A 16,412-nucleotide genomic window follows, 5' to 3' on the forward strand; every position below is an offset into this window, starting at 1 on the left:
ATTCAACAACTTATCTCTGTAATACTCATACTGCTTTTTTCTTGCTTCCAGTTCTGCTTCCAGTTCTGCTTCCAGTTCTGCTTCCAGTTCTCTAAAAGTGTCCAGGGTTTTAACGATCTCCGACTGGATTGGTAAGGGGGGAATGGGGATTTCGAGACGTGACCACTTGCTTTTTGTAAGTCCAAATCGCGTAATCCCCGTCGCTGCTTTTTGAATTTGCTTTTGTAGTTCGTCAGATTCAAATAAATACGCAATGTAACAAGAAGTAGTATAGTTGGATTTATGGGGTCGAAGCCTCATTACATGATAACTATACACGGCGTTGTGGATGTTTTCGACAGCGACAGCAGATATGCCTATATCTTCCTTAGTTTCAGAAGTTGGTGTAATAAATACATCACCGCGTTTAATGTCGCAGCTTTCGAATTGTGCGTCTGTCGCAGTCACCTTCATTTTCAATATGTCCTTAGAAATGAACTGGTTTCTCACGACATCCATGTAATTCAAAAGTAAAGCGTGTTTCTGCCCTTCCTTGGTCTTTTTATCTGCACCGACCTTACCGAATCCGCACAATCTGCCCAACGCCCGAAACTCCACCCCATCCGGACACAATTCGGATATCAGTTTCTCGATACGACCCACGTGCGTTTTCATCTCGTTCCTTCTATTTCTAATACGATTTTGTCGATGGCCGCGCGGAGTTCCTGCTGGTGCACAACGATCCGGTCGATCTCATCGTTGAGCGTCTTGATATCGATAGTCTCCCGGGTGTCCTCTGGCTCCACGTAACTCGCAACCGAAATATTGTAGTCGTTCTGTGCGATAGCCTTGTTGTCGATCAGGGCGGCGAAGTGTTCGATGTCGTCGCGATCAGCGTACGCCTTGAGGATCTTCGCGCGGTGATCATCGGCTAGCTTGTTCTTGTTGCCTGAACGGACGAATTCGGAGGATGCGTCGATGAAGAGCGTCTTGTTGTCCGCCTTGCTTTTTTTCAGCACGATGATGCAGGTGGCGATGCTGGTTCCGAAGAAGAGATCGGTGGGTAGCTGGATCACCGTGTCGATGTAGTTGTTTTCAATGAGATAGCGGCGAATCTTCATTTCGGCTCCGCCGCGATACAGTACTCCGGGAAACTCGACGATGGCAGCTGTTCCGCTGGTTGAAAGCCAGGAAAGCATGTGCATGACGAAAGCGAGATCGGCCTTGCTTTTTGGCGCTAAAACGCCTGCTGGAGAAAACCGCGGATCGTTGATGAGGATCGGATTCGCGTCGCCGCCCCATTTGATAGAATAGGGCGGATTGGAGACTATGGCGTCAAATGGTTCATCGTCCCAGTGCGCCGGGTCGGTGAGTGTGTCTCCGAGGGCGATATCGAACCGCTCGTAATTGATGTCATGAAGAAACATGTTGATGCGGCAGAGGTTATAGGTCGTGAGGTTTACCTCCTGCCCGAAGAAACCCTGGCGAACCTTCTCCTTCCCTAGCACCTTGGAGAACTTTAGCAGCAACGAACCCGAACCACAAGCCGGATCGTATACCTTGTTCACATCATGCCGGCCGACGGTCGAGATTTCCGCGAGCAATTCGCTAACCTCCTGCGGGGTGAAAAACTCGCCACCGGACTTGCCCGCGTTCGATGCATACATCGTCATCAGAAATTCGTAGGCATCTCCGAAAGCGTCTATGGTAGAATCGGCGTAATCCTGGAAACTCAGTCCGGCAATGGCGTCGAGCAGTCTGACCAGCTTTCGATTCCGCTGTTCCACCGTGGCTCCGAGTTTCGGCGAGTTTACGTCCAGGTCATCGAAGAGGCCCTGCAGGTCGTCTTCGCTCGCTGTACCCTTTGCCGAGTTCTCGATGTTTCTAAAGACCCTTGCAAGCGTTTCGTTCAGGTCCTGATCGTGTCGCGCGGAGGCCGCCACACTGACAAACAACTCGGAGGGCAGGATGTAGAAACCTTTTTCCTTTACCGTTTCTTCGCGCCCCAACTCCGCGTTTTCGTCCGACAGTTCTGCATAATCGAAATCGGAGATGCCCCCTCGACGTTCGTCGTCGTTGATATAGGCGGTGAGGTTCTCGCTGATGAATCGGTAGAACAACATCCCCAGCACGTATTGCTTGAAGTCCCAACCGTCCACGCTGCCCCGTAGATCGTTGGCAATCTGCCAGATCGTGCGGTGCAGTTCTTCCCTGTCTTGATGATTAGCGTATGTCATTCAGCTTCCAATCCCATCTCGATGCTGGTCTTTGGTGAAATCTCATTGGGGTGTTTATGACCGTCATTGTCTGTCCACGCGGTCTTCACGACTACGAACCGTCGATTGTAGTCCTGTCGTGCCTGTGACGTATCGAACAAACACCGGATCTAGGTACCGGCAACTCTGTCTGGTTTTACAAGGGGTACAATATAGAGGTATCCAATCTTCTCGACAATCAAAAGACCTATGGACTTATGTGAAGCGGATCACCACCAGTTAGAAAATTCGGTTCACATTACATCGATTTCCATCGCTCACGTGGCCTATCACCCACCGAGCGCCCATCCCGCGGGTATCCCCATCACGCCGTCACCCAGGTCTCGGATATGTGGGTCGTTGGATAGCACCAGCGCCTGCAGGACGGGTTTGTCCAGGATCTCATCCAAACGACGCAGGTGGCGCGCGTCCCTGTGCGAGACCCTGTCTTTGTATTTAACCTCGACAGGCACATAGCCACTTTCGGTCTCGATCAGCAGATCGACTTCCCGACCGTCGACCGTTCGCAGATGATAGAAATCAACGGGCAACCTCAGGTTCCGCGCCTGTTTGAAGATCTCCGCGACGATGGCGCCTTCGAATTCGGTCCCCGAGGGCCGACCCCTGCGGTTGAGCAACGCGCGCTGGATGCCCGGATCGAGGAAGTGTATTTTCGCTGCCTTGGAAAGGCGTTTGTTTCGATTTCTGAACCATGGTTGTAACTGAACGACCTGGTAACTGATTTCGAGGTAAGTGACGAAACGATTAATCGTCCTGTGCGTCACGCCGGCGAGACGAGCCAGTTCGCTGGTATTCAGCAAACCGCCAGCCAAGCCGCCCAATGCCCGCAACATGCGTACATAGGGAACCAGGTCCCGAAGATTGGCCAGATCACGTAGATCTCTTTGCAGATACGTTCGCAGGTAGTCCTGTAGCCAACCGTACCGGTCCTCCCGGGACAGCGTAACATCGGTAACGACCGGCATGCCCCCGAAGTTCAGGTAGTGATCGAGGTGATCAACCGCTCTGGCGTACCTGTCGCTTTGTTGGGGTATTCCTGATACAAGCATATCAGGATCCCCGGATTCAAGGAACCGGACCAGGCGGGATTCCACGACCGGATCGTGCCAGGAATCGGTCATCATCTCCGGTATCGTAAGCGGATACAGTTCCAATATGGTGACGCGTCCGGCCAGGCTCTCCCGGATCTGATCCATCAACAGGATCTGGCTGGATCCAAGCAGTATGGAACGGGTGTCGGGATACCGGTCATACACCGCCTTGACAGATTCGACTATCGAAGGCGCCTTCTGTATTTCGTCCAGAATGACCCTGGGATAACGTTGGTACCACTGTGCCGCTGAAAGCGCGGTATAGTCCGGGCGTACGATCGGGTCTTCGAGCGAGACGAAGTCGTATTCAGGAAACCCGGCCTGCACCAGGGTGGTCTTGCCGGTCTGACGGGCACCTGTCAATGCGATCAGTCGTCCCAGCCGGGTACCCGACTTCTGTTTCATCAAGGACAGCACAGTCCGGTTTTTCATATTACAACCTCATTTGGGCGTAATATTATGCTCTTTATGATAAATTATACGCCATTATTGCGATAAAGCAATATAATTTTACGTTAAAACGAGTTGTGTGGCAGCAGGATGCCGCCGGTGGGAGGGATATTCAAGCCTGGAAAATGGATTTTGGTACCGGGGGATGCGTGCCTGGGTGTTCCGTGGGAGAACGGAATTGCGTTTTTTTGGAATCGAAGAGATCGACTTCTGGCGGTGATCGGTGATCAGTTATTCAAGTTATTCATCATTGTCAACGACGCGGCCGTCTGCGTTTTCAGCCTGGCCTTCCCCCGGCTTCCCGTCCGTCAGGTTACCGTCCGCCGACTTCCCGTCCGCCAGCTTCCCGTCCGCCAGCTTCCCGGCTTCCGGCTTGCCGTCCGTCAGTTTCTGGATCGATCCGGGAACGGCATCGACCGGCGGAACCTCCGGCAATTCCCGTGTAATGGGGACGTTCAAGTCGGTGAAACGTTGGGCGGACGTGGCAACCCGGGTATCCCATGATCCGACGCTGCGATTGTACCGTTCGATCGCCTGCCGAAGCGAATTGCCGACGTTGACGTAGTGGCCCGCGAACACGGCCAGCCGGTCGTACATCTCCTTGCCCAGGTCGCTGATCTGCCGGGCAGTCTCCGCGACGCGGATCTGCTGCCAGGACATCTCCACGGCCTTTAGCAACGCCAGCAGGGCGGGCGGCGTGACGATGACCACGTTCTTCTCGAGGGCCCGTTCCGTCAGCCCGGGTTCCCGTTCGATGGCGGGGAGAAAGGCGAACTCGGGCAGGACCATCACCACCATGTCCGGCGTCGAGGCCAGGACGCTCCAGTACTCCTTTTTGGCCAGGGAGTCCACGTGGCTCTTCACCTGGCTGACATGGCGGTCGATTGCGGCCGACCGAGTTTCGTCATCGTCCGTCTCGAAGGCTTCCATGAGCGCCGTCAGCGACACCTTGGAATCGAGAATCACCGTCCGGTCCTGCGGCAGATGGACGATCACGTCGGTTCGAATCCGTTCCCCTTCGCTGTCGAAGCTGTCCTGCACCGTGAAATCGATGTCCTTCCGAAGGCCCGAAAGCTCAAGGACCCGCTCAAGCTGGGTCTCCCCCCACCGGCCGCGCACGTCGGGCCGCTTCAACGCGTTGGAAAGCGTCTGGGCCTCGCTGGCGAGTTCCCTGTTGGCCTGCATGAGGTTCGATATCTGAGTTTGAAATTCGCCCGCATTCTTGGCCCGTGCCTTGTCCAGCGACTCGATTTTCTCCGACAGGGGCTTGACCAGTTTCTCGACGGCTTCCTGGCGCGCTTTCAGCGTTTCCTCGGCGTTTGCCTTGAACGATTCCTGCTGCGACTTAAGGACTTCCGACGACAGGGCCTTGAAGGTGTCCTTGAACCGCTTCTCCACCTCGTCCCGTTCGCCGAGGCGTTCCTCCGCGTTGGAGAGTTTCTGAAGCAGGCCGGCCCGTTCGACTTCCAGCTTCCGGACTTCCTCCAGCGACTTTCCCGCTTCGGCCAGTTGCTCGCGCACCACGCCCAGTTCGGTCTCCATGGCCGCCTTCTCGCCGCTGAGCGCGTTGATCCGGCTGCTGTTTCTGAAGCTCCAGACCAGCACGCTGGCCGCCAAAGCCAGGCATGCCAGGAGCGCGATGAGCAATATGATCGTCAATGTGTCCATGTGGGATAATAAGACATGAAGGAAGTGCCGTAGTCAAGCGGTCAGCATGGTCAGCATAGTCCGGCTACCGCGGTTCCGCCATCCATTCGGCCGAGACCCTGGCCAGCTCCTCCATGACGGGTTCGTCTGTATTCCGACGCTTCAGTACCTTGAATCCATGATCCGCGGTATCCACGACGTGCAGCGTCGCGGTTGGCAGGTCGTCCGCGACCGGCTGCAGAAGATCCAGGTCCGCCATCGAGTCCCGCTGGCCGGACAGGAACAACATGGGTACCTCGACCGCCTTCAGGTGTTCGGCGCGCTCCGTGTTCTTCTTGCTCGCGTGAAGCGGAAAGGCGTAAAACACGATGCCCCTCAGCCCTTCGACCGGTTCCCGGGCACACGCCATTGACACCATGCGGCCGCTCATGGAATGTCCGCCGGCGAAGACCGGCAGCCCGTCGGCGTTTTCCTTGGCCGTCTCGATGGCCGCCCACACCGTAGCCAGGCGCACCTTCTCGCCGTCCATCCCCCCGCCGCCCTTTTCGGAATAGGGATAGTTGAATCGAAAGGTGGCGACCCCCGCATCGTTCAGCGCTTCGCTCAGTTCCTCCATGAACCGATGGCGCATGTTCGTGCCCGATCCGTGTCCGAGCACGAGCAGGGCTCGTGCGGCGGTTGGACCGTCGGAGCCGCCTGCGACGGATGAGCCGGCCGGCCTCGCAAGGATGGCCGAAACCTCGCCTTTCTCTTCAGTCGCGATGAACTTCAATTCTCTCGTATCAATGGGCATTCAACCCTCCAGCATTACGCGTATATTTTGCTCCGGAATTCCTCATATATCTCCCTGCGGACCGTCCACACAAAATGATCTTCTCCTGCGTTGTGCTAATGCGTCGCGCTACTTCGCCGCGCGCTTCGGATAGTCGTACCGCACTTCGTCGCCGGGCGCATCGCCCACGGTGGACCAGGTGTCAGCCTGGAACCGCAGGTGCAGCACGGCACAGGTCGGCATATTGAAGATCTCTCGCGGCCCGATGTGATTCGCAAGATCCGTCAAACCGGGATTGTGCCCGAACAGCATCAGGCTATCCACCGAATCATCCGTGCCCCGGATCACACGGAGCAGTTCGGCAACGCCCGCGTGAAAGAAGCGCTCCTCCACCGCGATGCTCTCGCGGGGGTACCCGAGCTTCCCGGCTATGGTCCGCGCCGTGTCCAGCGCCCGGACCGCGGAACTCGAGACGATCAGATCCGGTTCGCACACGCTCCGTGACAGCCGCTCGCCCATCACCGGCGCGTCCCGCTTCCCGCGCTTGTTCAGCGGCCGCTCATGATCGTGGAGGGCGGGATCTTTCCAACTCGACTTGGCGTGCCGTACCAGAATGAGTTCTTTCACCTGGAAGCGCTCCCATGGACGAGTTCCGTCGAACGCCGACTCATGCCACCGACGACTCACGCCACCGACGACTCACGCCACCGACGACTCACGCCACCGACGACTCACGCCACCGAGCGCCGATCCGCTTTGGCTTTCGCGGGCAGGCTGAACGGGCGGTCGTGGCGGAGACTCGGCACGCGGCCGCGCGCGCTGGCGACGCTGCCCAGGTCCACCGTTGCGACGATGACGCCCACGTCTTCGCCGCCGTCGGCCAGGACCTCGCCCCAGGGGGAAATGATGAGCGAATGGCCGTACACTTCGCCGCCGCCCGGAATCGAACCCGCGGCGCAGGGGGCCACCACTACGGCGCCGTTCTCGATGGCCCGGGCGCGGTTCAGCACGTGCCAGTGGGCCTGTCCCGTCGTCTTCGTGAACGCCGCCGGCACGGCGAGCATCTCGGCGCCGGCCTGTGCCAGCGTACGGTAGAGCTGGGGAAAGCGCAGGTCGTAACAAGTGGTCATACCGAGCCGGCCCCAGGGCGTGTCCGCCACCACGGCCGTCTCGCCGGGCGATACGACGTCCGATTCGCGGTACTGCTCGTCCCGGGAGAGGTCCACGTCGAAGAGGTGGATCTTGTCGTAGCGCGCGCGGATCTCCCCCTGGTCGTCCACCAGGAAACCGCGGTTGATGAGCCGGCCGTCCAGCCCGTCCACCGCCACGGAGCCGATGAGCGTCCACACGCCGGCGTTCCGCGTGAAATCCCGCAGGGCCGCGACCACGGGATGGTCCGCCTCCGGCGCCGAGGGCGGACAGATCATGTCGTTGTCGGTTCTGAGGCCGCCGCAGAACTCGGGCAGGCAAACCAACTCGGCGCCTTTCGCCACCGCGTCGCCCGCCAGGCGGCAGGCGACTTCAATGGCCTCTTCGAAGGTCGCCGTGGCGGGCGTCTGCACACAACCGATACGTACTTCGCTGTTTGCATTCATGGCTTGCTCTCCTGTGATTACTTCCTGTTCATCCACTATGATTGACCGCCGGGCGTCACCCAGACCATTAATGCGGTATCCCCAACTGATGCATCCTGCGGTGAATCGCCTCCCGCGCCTCGACAAAGGGCCGTTCCAGGTAGGCCAGGTGGTCTTCCTCGCCGTGATGGTGCGTGGCCGTGCCGGGTTCGTGCCGCGCCGCGGTGCGGCGGATGTACTGCAGGTCGCCGTCGATGAGGGTGAGCATGTACTGGGCGGCGTCCTTGTCGAACATCCACCACTCGCCCCCGCAGGCGACGTAGACCGGCGAGGTGTGGGCGAAGATCCCCCGTCCCCAGCCGTCGTGATGGGGCACGCTGCTATAATCCGGCCCCGCGCACCGGGCTGCCAGCCACGTATGTCCGTCCACCTTCACGTGCGCCTTCAGTTCCAGGCGGCGCGTTCCGTTGCGGTCCTCCGTGGAGGCCACGACGCGTCCGCCCTGGACGATTTCCAGCGTGTGGATCGGAAAGATGCTTTCCGACCAGGCCTGGACCTCCACCGATCCGGGGCCCGACACCTGCACGGTGTCGCCCACCTGGTGCCCGTCCACGGACAGGTGGATGATGGGGCCGCCGCTGTGGAACGTACGCCCCTGCGAGACGGCGTTGCACCAGTTGTCGTAGGTGAAGTCCTGGTCGGGCATGTAGGCGTAGGTGCGGTACAGGCCGACGGGTACGTCGCTGCTCATCTTGTCCGTGCCGCCCACCAGCGGCAACTTGTATCCGCAGTTGAGATAACGGTAGTACTCGATGTGGTTGAACGGCTGGTGGCGCAGCATTTCCACGCCGTCCACGCGGCCCGTGGCGATGAGCGCCGCGGGCTCTCCGTTCGGGTTGGGGAGATGGGGGATGATGACCGAGCCGCCTTGGGCGTGGCACTGGTCCGCCCAGTCGCTCATCGTGATCTCCAGCGTGCCGCCCAGTTCCGCCTCGCCCGGGCCGTCCGTGCACCAGGGCATGACCGGCTCCTTCAGGCCCCAGAGGATGAGGTGGCCCAGGAAGTGCTGCCTGTTCTCCTGCCCCACGTAGACGATGTTGTTCCCGTCCTGCGAGACGCTCGGTCGGCCCGTGAAATCCTCTGTGTTCGTGAAGAGATTGCCCCACTGCGAGGGCAGCAGGTTCACGATGTTCAAGTCCTCCCCCTGGGATTCGGTGTGGCTGCCCTGCGTGGAGAGGAAGTGTACGTGCGAATCTCCGCTGTACCAGCCTTGCGCGTTCATATTCACCCAGCGCTTGAGCCGCAGGGTCAGTTCCTGCTGGCCCGGTTCGATCTTCAACCGGGTCCGCAGCGGCTCGTACTCGAACCCCCGCGCCACGTCCACGATCACCTCGCCGCGGGGCAGCCATCCCTGGCACTTGCCGTCGATGTACGCATAGGTGATCTGTCCCAACCGGAGGTCCCCGCCGATGTCGATGTGCCAGGTGTCCAGGTTGGAATTGACCTGGTTGTGGTGGCCGTAGGGCTGGTAGGGGATGCCTTCGGGCGAGCGGAAATGCACGCGGCAGGGGACTGGCCTCCCCGTGTCGTCATCGAGGACGGTGACGTTCACCCAGTTCCGCCCGCGGTCCAGGAGTTCCACGCGCATGCGCGGCGTCTCGACCACCTTCTTCTGCTCGACGTCGCCCCATTTGACCTCGCCGACGGTTTCCTCGCCCCGCTTCACCGACAGCGTCGCGGACGGTATGGCCGCCACTTCGACGTAGGCCGGGCTCGACTTCGGGTTCTGCGTCTCGCCCCAGCCGGCGAAATCGTCGTCGACGAAGTCATCGACCGAGGCCTCGGGCAGGGGATGGACGTAGGAGGCGACGCCCCGGTCCACGTCCACGCGCAGGTCGAAGGGCTTTTCGGCGTCCTCGGGATCGGTCAGCGTAAGGCGCGCCTCGCGTTTGCCCTGGCGGACGAAGGGATGCTCGTTGGCCTGCGAAATCGTCAGTCCGGCGATGATGAATGGCGGACCGGCCGGAATGACCTCCAGCGATTCGATCTCGAGGTCGGGATGGGGGTTCCGCCAGGCCCAGAGGTAGTATCCCCTGGAATAGTCTCCCGTGACTTCCGTCTGACGCTTGCCCGAGTCGCCCCAGTTGTCCCCCGCGTAACGCCGCATCTTCACCTGGCCCCGGTCCGGGAGGGCGAGAAATGGTTTGCCGCCCTGGGAGATATGGCCGATTTCAAAGCGTTCGCGGATGGGTACGCGGACCTCCTCGCCGCCCTCCAGGCGGAACACGTAGTCCGCCACGGGGATCCCCAGCGGACCGCCTTCCATCAGGTCGGACTTCAGCAGGCGATGGGCCAGGATCAGCCCCGTGGCCCGGCTGTTGACCGGAATGGTCACGCTGCCGGAGGCCTTGTCGAAGGCGATGAAACACTTCGCGGGATCGTCGTTTACCCGGAAGGGCAGGCCGCGGCACAGTTGTTCGCCGATGGGCGTGTTGGGCTTCTCATCCAGGACGTCGAGTCCCGCGTTACACAGGGCGGACAGGTCGAGGGGCTGGTAGTCTGGCATGTGGGCGCCTCTTTTTCGAATGTGACTTAAGGTGACGCTCGTGGTATTTTGAAGCGTGTTTTTGTACAAATTTCAAATTGAACTTGAAAATTGTACAGAATTACAGAACGGAAACGCAAATCTGACTCGACTTTACCGCAGTTACTGTCAAACTTACAACAAGCACGACTTCAGGCAAATGATTAACCTCGGGAGGTTGACGGATTTCGGATATTTAATGCGACGGTAAGTCCCGCCCATTGCACGGAATGGGATCACACACCCCCTCCCATTGATCCTTGATGTATCGTTAAGGGGGTCTTATAATACACTTCTGTAAAGTCATTCGAATAATGGCCGCGATTACAGACGGTCGGATTCCCACGACTTTTTATAGTCTGTTTACCGCCGCTTTCGTTGTACGAACAACTGCGACTTTCGATGATCCGTTCACTTGACGCAACGCCACGCAAATCCGAAAGGAACCTCCGATGGCCCACCACAAGGCCCTGATGAAGGGCGGCTTCCTCCTGCCCATGTGCGAGAAGCACTTCCACGACCATGACGAGACCTGGCTGATCCTGAAAGGAAGCGGGACTGGATTCTGGATCGATCACGACGGCAACCGGGAGGATTTCGTCCTGGAAGCGGGCGACGTCTGGATGATCCCCGCGGGTTTCGAACACGGTTGCGCCGGGACGAACAGCGAAGACTTCACGATCAGCGTCTTCGACGGGACGAAGCCGCCCGGGTGCCATGATCACGCTCATTACTACATCGAAAAAGAAGGCTACATCCCCTCGTTTAAACTGATCAAGACACCGACGGACCGGTACGGATCGGTTTAGGTGGGTATGGCCATGCCTGGACTGGCCTGGACCGGCCTGGACCGGCGCCGATGAACAATCTATCTACTTCAGCACCCGTATTCAGGAAACATCGACAAGGAACATCTACATGGATTTCAGGGACGAGTGGGAGCGCGCCGAACACGACTACGTGCAATGCCTGAACCGGCTCGAGGCCGCCAGGGCCGATCTCGACGCGGCGCGCAAAGCGCTGCTGGACCTCACGCCGGAAGAAGGACGCAGCGGCAGGTTGCTCAGCGTCCGCTACCGGAAGAACCGGGGCGCCGTGGACTGGAGGGCGGCGCTGAACGCGGTCCTGGAATCGGACGAAGTGGCCCTCGACGAAATCGGCGACAAGTATCGCAAGCCTGAATCGGGCGCCTGGTACGTCCGGCTGAACAGACTGGCGGTGAACGCGCAGCGCTCGGGCGGGTGACCATGGACCTCAGTTTTTTCACGAGCGCGGGAGGGGACGCCTGGTCCCTGGAGGAATGCGCCGGCTGGGCGAAAGAGAACGGGTTTGACGCGGTGCGGCTTTCGGCCGGCGGGGCCGTCGATCCGGACCGCATCCTCGCCGACGGACCCGGCGAAGTCAACGACACCCTGAAGTCGCACGGCATTTACCTGGCCGCGCTGTCGGCCCACAACAACCTGCTGGACGACGACGTGGCGCAGGCGGACGCGGCGGAAGACCGGCTGCGAAAGGCCATCCTGGCGGCCTCGGCCCTGGGCGTTCCCGTGGTCGTCACCCATGCGGGCAGTCCCGTGGGCTGGCATTTCTACGGGCAGTTCTCGTCGACCCCCGGCAATCCGGGCGACCGGTCCGTGGAACTGGTGGAACGGTTTAAGGCGCGTTATACGGCCATCGTGAAACTGGCCGAAGACCACGGCATTACCATCGCCCTGGACGGCGCGGTGCGCATGGGGAACATCGCCTGCAATCCGGAGATGTGGGAGCGGGTGCTCGACGCGGTGCCGTCCGATCACCTGGGCCTTTCCTGTGATCCCTCCCACTGGCTGTGGATGATGATCCTGCCCGCCGAGGACGCCATCCGCATGTTCGCGGGCAGATGGGTCTACGCGGACGTGAAGGACGCCGAGGTGAGTCCCGCCATGCTGTTCCGCCAGGGCATCATCGGCAACTGGTGGTGGCAGTACCGCGTGCCGGGCCGGGGACAGCTCAACTGGGGCACCGTCATCGGCGCCCTGGTCGAGTCGGGCTATGACTACGTGCTCTGCGTCGAGAACGAGGACCGCGGCATGCCGGGACTGGCCGGATTCGCCCTGGGCGGACGCCATCTTCGCCAGTTCCTACCGCCCGCCGGCGCGGAGTACCAACGGCCGGCCGGGCCCTGGAACGTATCCTGAGCGATTCGCGCGCGCGTCGCGTGAAGATCACTCGCGGCAGCACGCTCGCGGCGCACCGCCTGGTTTCACCCTTCGGAGCCCTCCATGTACAGCCAAGACCCTCTGCCTCCCGTCGACCGCCGCAGGACCGAGATACGCCACCTGAACCTGCCCTGCGAGTTCGTCGCACCTTCCACGAAGGAAGCCTGGGAGAAGCGCGCGCGGTCGCTTCGGGAGCATATCCTGGTCAGCATGGGACTCTGGCCGAACCCCTCCCGCAGCCCGCTGAACGCGGAGATCACCCACCGGGTCGAACGCGAGGGGTACAGCATCGAGAACGTCCGGTTCCAAAGCCTGCCGGGATTCTACGTGACCGGGAACCTGTACCGTCCCGCCGGGGACGAAGGCTCCAGCGGCAACGGCCTCCGCCCGGCCATCCTGAATCCCCACGGCCACTGGAAGGAGGGCAGGCTGGCCAACGAGCCCGCCGGGTCCATACCCGCCCGGTGCATCAACTTCGCCCTACAGGGTTACGTGGCCTTCGCATGGTCCATGGCCGGCTACAACGACAGCACACAGCTTGACCACCGGACGTACGGCGACGACCGGAAGCAGCTCTGGGGGCTCAGCCTCATGGGGCTGCAGGTCTGGAATGGCATGCGCTCCGTCGATTTCCTCCAGTCGCTGCCGGACGTGGACAACAGCCGCATCGCCTGCACCGGGGCCTCGGGCGGCGGCACGCAGACCTTCATGCTCACCGCCGTGGACGACCGCGTTCGGGTTGCCGCGCCCGTGAACATGGTATCGGCGCACATGCAGGGCGGATGCATCTGCGAGAACGGCCCCAATCTCCGCATCGAAACGAACAACATGGAAATCGCCGCCCTGGCCGCGCCGCGGCCGTTGCTGCTGGTGTCCGCCACGGGGGACTGGACGGTCAATACGCCCGAGCTGGAGTACCCGGCCATCCGGGCGGTCTACGCGCTCTACGACGCGGAGGATCATCTGGCGGAGGTGCAGATCGACGCGGGCCATAATTACAATGCCGCCAGCAGAGAAGCCGTATACGCCTGGTTCGGCCAGTGGATGCTGAACAGCGAAAGCGGGGATCGATTTTCAGAGCGGCCCGTCGAACCGGAATCACCGGAATCGATGCTGGCGGTTACGGCCGAAAACCGGCCCGAAGACTGGGTTGACGAAGAGGGGTTGACGGACGTATGGATCGATCGTGCCCGGAAGCAGCTCAACAAGATGAAGCCCTCCGACGCCAGGTCGCTGCGCAGGTTCCGGCAGGTCATGTCGGCCGGATTCCGATCGATCATCGGATCGCCCGGCGCGGCCGACGGCGACCTGGTCGCGACCCGCCTGGGCATGCACCGGTCCGACACCTGTACGATCCAGTCGGGATTCATGGGATGGCGGAACGTCGGCGACCGGGTCCCCTTCACCGAATTCCGCCCGCCGTACCCTCCCCGTGGCGCCGTCCTGGTGGTCCATCCCGATGGCGTATCGGCACTGGCGCAGGATAACGGGCGGGATCCCGGTCCGTTTGTTCAGCAACTGCTGGGCAAGGGCCTGCTCGTCCTGTCGGCGGACGTCTTTATCACGGGCCTGGCAGACGGTGAGCCGGCGGACCGTGAGCCGGCCTCCGGGGAACACGCCTACTTCTCGACCTACAACCGGACCGCGACTGCGAACCGCGTGCAGGACATCCTTACGGCCGTCGCCTGGCTCCGGCGAACCGGTGGCGTTGCCTCGGTGTCCCTGGTCGGCATCGGCGCGGCCGGTCCGTGGTGCCTGCTGGCCTGCGGTCTTTCGCCCCACATCGACCGCGCCGTGATCGACGCCGACCGATTCGAGACGGACAGCGATGAGGCGTACGAAAACAGGCTGTTTATTCCGGTGTTGCGGCGCCTGGGCGGGCTGTCCGCGGCCGCGGCCCTCGCGACCCCGGCCGAGTTGTATCTGCACCATACTGGCCATTCGTTCGAAACCGATGAAATAGAAGCCGCCTACCGCGCCGCGGACGCGCTGGACCGCCTCAGAACCCAGCGTACTCCCGCGGATATGCCCCAGGTCGTCGCGTGGATCGACGAAGGTCCGTAGTCGAATTGCTCGTTGAGGCAACGCATGCGCAGGAAGTGGTCAAGAGCGAGAATGGTTAGGAGTGGGTACCTGTTCATAACCGTGGTCTAAGACAATTACGATTGCCCGACAGACTGGTATTTCGTATATTAACTGGCTGTAACACCGTACCAAGCGGACGGTTACGCACCGCAGGACCTTTCGCTACGGACTATTTTGTAAAAGGGCTATACTACACCAAGCGACAAGGACCGATCCCCTATGGCCAAGACCCCCGACATGGGTGACATACAGAAGGACCTCAAGGAGTTCTTCTCGACCAAGTACGGCGCGCAGGTCCAGTTCGCCCAGCCGGAGAAGGAAGGCGTCCCGGCGGATCCGCCCGCGGAAGAAGCCCCGCTGCCGGAAATCCGGTTCGACATGAAGCCGGAGGAGCTGGAAGCCTACCTGAACGAGTACGTCATCCGCCAGGACGAGGCCAAGGAGATCCTGGCCACCAAGATCTGCACCCACTTCAACCGCATCCGGCTCCAGGAAGAGCAGGAACCGGTAGGCAACATCAAGAACAACATCATCCTGATCGGCCCGACCGGGGTGGGGAAGACCTACCTCATCAAGCTCATCGCCAGCAGGATCGGCGTGCCCTTCGTCAAGGGCGACGCCACGCGGTTCAGCGAGACGGGCTACGTGGGCGGGGACGTGGACGAGCTGGTCCGCTCGCTGGTCCACGAGGCCGACGGCAACATCAAGCTGGCGGAATACGGCATCATCTACATCGACGAGATCGACAAGATCGCCTCGTCCGGCAACATCGTGGGGCCCGACGTGTCGCGGACCGGGGTGCAGCGCACGCTCCTCAAGCTGATGGAGGAGACGGACGTGGACCTGCAGGCGCCCCACGACCTGACGTCCCAGATGGAGAACGCCCTCCAGTTCCAGAAGACTGGCAAGGTGGAAAGAAAACGCATCAACACGCGGAACATCCTGTTCATCGTCAGCGGGGCCTTCGCCAACCTGGAAGAGATCATCAAGAAGCGCATGAGCGTGCAGACGATGGGCTTCGAGCAGGGCGAAGGCGCGGAAAAGCCCGACGACGGCGAATGGTTCCCGCACGTGACCGCGGAGGACCTGATCAAGTACGGCTTCGAGTCGGAATTCATCGGACGCCTGCCGGTAACCGCCGTGCTCCACAAGCTCAGCGTCGACGACCTGTTCCAGATCCTCCGGAACCCGAACAGCCCGGTCATCATCGCCAAGAAACTGGACTTCAAGGCCTACGGCATCGACGTGGACTTCGACGAGAAGTCGCTGCGCCTGATCGCCGAACAGGCCCACCGGTCGGGTACGGGCGCCCGCGGTCTCATCGGCGCGATGGAGCGGATCCTGATCCGGTTCGAGAAGAAACTGCCGTCCAGCACGGTGAAGCAGTTCAGCGTGACGGCCACGGTGGTGGAAAACCCGGAAAGCGAACTCGAACGGATCCTCGCGGAAGCGCCGCCCGAACCGGCCGAACTGGTGCAGGTGTACTACGCGGAACACGACATCACGCTCACGCTGGACGCAGCCGCGGCCGCCGCGCTGGAAGACCTGGCGGCGCAACAGGGGCGGACCACCGAGGAAATGGGGCTGGAACTGTTCAAGGACTACGTCCACGGGCTGAAGCTGATCCAGGCCAGGGAACTGAAGATCACCAAGGCAGCGATCGAGAACCCCGGAGCGTACCTGGACCGCCTGATCAAGAAGTTCTACGAAAACCAACCCAAGACGACCTGACGATCATCCACCCGAATCCCCTTTC

General features: G+C 60.8%; 13 protein-coding genes. 5 read left to right on the forward strand and 8 right to left on the reverse strand.

The features are described from left to right. The 8 genes from F4Y38_13470 to F4Y38_13505 form a co-directional block, all read right to left on the reverse strand. Positions 1-654, reverse strand: a 654-nt coding sequence (locus F4Y38_13470) for a restriction endonuclease subunit S (GenBank protein MXY50292.1), incomplete at its 3' end; no start/stop codon positions are given. After that, positions 651-2,216 (reverse strand): type I restriction-modification system subunit M, encoded by a 1,566-nt coding sequence (locus F4Y38_13475; protein ID MXY50293.1) that lies wholly within the window; start codon positions 2,214-2,216, stop codon positions 651-653. The genes F4Y38_13475 and F4Y38_13470, both read right to left, overlap by 4 nt. Positions 2,217-2,524: 308 nt before the next feature. Further along, a complete protein-coding gene (locus F4Y38_13480; GenBank protein ID MXY50294.1) occupies positions 2,525-3,778 on the reverse strand; it encodes an ATP-binding protein in 1,254 nt (417 codons plus the stop codon). A gap of 258 nt (positions 3,779-4,036) precedes the next feature. Continuing rightward, positions 4,037-5,464, reverse strand: a complete 1,428-nt coding sequence (rmuC, locus tag F4Y38_13485; GenBank protein ID MXY50295.1) for a DNA recombination protein RmuC — start codon at positions 5,462-5,464, stop codon at positions 4,037-4,039. A 64-nt stretch (positions 5,465-5,528) separates the two neighbouring features. Further along, complete coding sequence (locus F4Y38_13490; protein ID MXY50296.1) at positions 5,529-6,230, reverse strand: alpha/beta hydrolase; 702 nt, start codon at positions 6,228-6,230, stop codon at positions 5,529-5,531. 114 nt (positions 6,231-6,344) lie between these two features. Beyond that, positions 6,345-6,842 (reverse strand): histidine phosphatase family protein, encoded by a 498-nt coding sequence (locus tag F4Y38_13495; GenBank protein ID MXY50297.1) that lies wholly within the window; start codon positions 6,840-6,842, stop codon positions 6,345-6,347. 104 nt (positions 6,843-6,946) lie between these two features. Next, positions 6,947-7,810, reverse strand: coding sequence for a carbon-nitrogen hydrolase family protein (locus F4Y38_13500; protein ID MXY50298.1), 864 nt, complete (start codon positions 7,808-7,810; stop codon positions 6,947-6,949). A gap of 67 nt (positions 7,811-7,877) precedes the next feature. Continuing rightward, entirely contained in the window at positions 7,878-10,355 is a 2,478-nt protein-coding gene (locus F4Y38_13505) for a hypothetical protein (protein MXY50299.1), read from the reverse strand. A gap of 470 nt (positions 10,356-10,825) precedes the next feature. Between F4Y38_13505 and F4Y38_13510 the strand changes: the two genes are divergently transcribed. From F4Y38_13510 to F4Y38_13530, 5 genes are all read left to right on the forward strand, one after another. Continuing rightward, positions 10,826-11,182: a cupin domain-containing protein gene (locus F4Y38_13510; GenBank protein ID MXY50300.1), complete on the forward strand. Its 357-nt coding sequence runs from the start codon at positions 10,826-10,828 to the stop codon at positions 11,180-11,182. A gap of 109 nt (positions 11,183-11,291) precedes the next feature. After that, entirely contained in the window at positions 11,292-11,618 is a 327-nt protein-coding gene (locus F4Y38_13515) for a hypothetical protein (protein ID MXY50301.1), read from the forward strand. Positions 11,619-11,620: 2 nt separating this feature from the next. After that, positions 11,621-12,550, forward strand: a complete 930-nt coding sequence (locus F4Y38_13520; protein ID MXY50302.1) for a sugar phosphate isomerase/epimerase — start codon at positions 11,621-11,623, stop codon at positions 12,548-12,550. 84 nt (positions 12,551-12,634) lie between these two features. Further along, positions 12,635-14,635, forward strand: a complete 2,001-nt coding sequence (locus tag F4Y38_13525) for a hypothetical protein (protein MXY50303.1) — start codon at positions 12,635-12,637, stop codon at positions 14,633-14,635. A gap of 240 nt (positions 14,636-14,875) precedes the next feature. Then, positions 14,876-16,387 carry an AAA domain-containing protein gene (locus tag F4Y38_13530; protein MXY50304.1) on the forward strand — a complete coding sequence of 504 codons (1,512 nt, stop codon included), beginning with the start codon at positions 14,876-14,878 and terminating at the stop codon, positions 16,385-16,387. The last annotated feature ends 25 nt before the right edge of the window (positions 16,388-16,412 follow it).

The organism is Gemmatimonadota bacterium (assembly GCA_009838645.1).
Classification (GTDB): Bacteria; JAAXHH01; JAAXHH01; order JAAXHH01; family JAAXHH01; genus JAAXHH01.

Bases quoted from the DNA above. Each gene is read 5' to 3' on its own strand.
- F4Y38_13500 (MXY50298.1), bottom strand. From the start codon at position 7,810: ATGAATGCAAACAGCGAAGTACGTATCGGTTGTGTGCAGACGCCCGCC.
- F4Y38_13475 (MXY50293.1), bottom strand. From the start codon at position 2,216: ATGACATACGCTAATCATCAAGACAGGGAAGAACTGCACCGCACGATC.
- rmuC (MXY50295.1), bottom strand. From the start codon at position 5,464: ATGGACACATTGACGATCATATTGCTCATCGCGCTCCTGGCATGCCTG.
- F4Y38_13525 (MXY50303.1), top strand. From the start codon at position 12,635: ATGTACAGCCAAGACCCTCTGCCTCCCGTCGACCGCCGCAGGACCGAG.
- F4Y38_13515 (MXY50301.1), top strand. From the start codon at position 11,292: ATGGATTTCAGGGACGAGTGGGAGCGCGCCGAACACGACTACGTGCAA.
- F4Y38_13480 (MXY50294.1), bottom strand. From the start codon at position 3,778: ATGAAAAACCGGACTGTGCTGTCCTTGATGAAACAGAAGTCGGGTACC.
- F4Y38_13505 (MXY50299.1), bottom strand. From the start codon at position 10,355: ATGCCAGACTACCAGCCCCTCGACCTGTCCGCCCTGTGTAACGCGGGA.
- F4Y38_13530 (MXY50304.1), top strand. From the start codon at position 14,876: ATGGCCAAGACCCCCGACATGGGTGACATACAGAAGGACCTCAAGGAG.
- F4Y38_13510 (MXY50300.1), top strand. From the start codon at position 10,826: ATGGCCCACCACAAGGCCCTGATGAAGGGCGGCTTCCTCCTGCCCATG.
- F4Y38_13520 (MXY50302.1), top strand. From the start codon at position 11,621: ATGGACCTCAGTTTTTTCACGAGCGCGGGAGGGGACGCCTGGTCCCTG.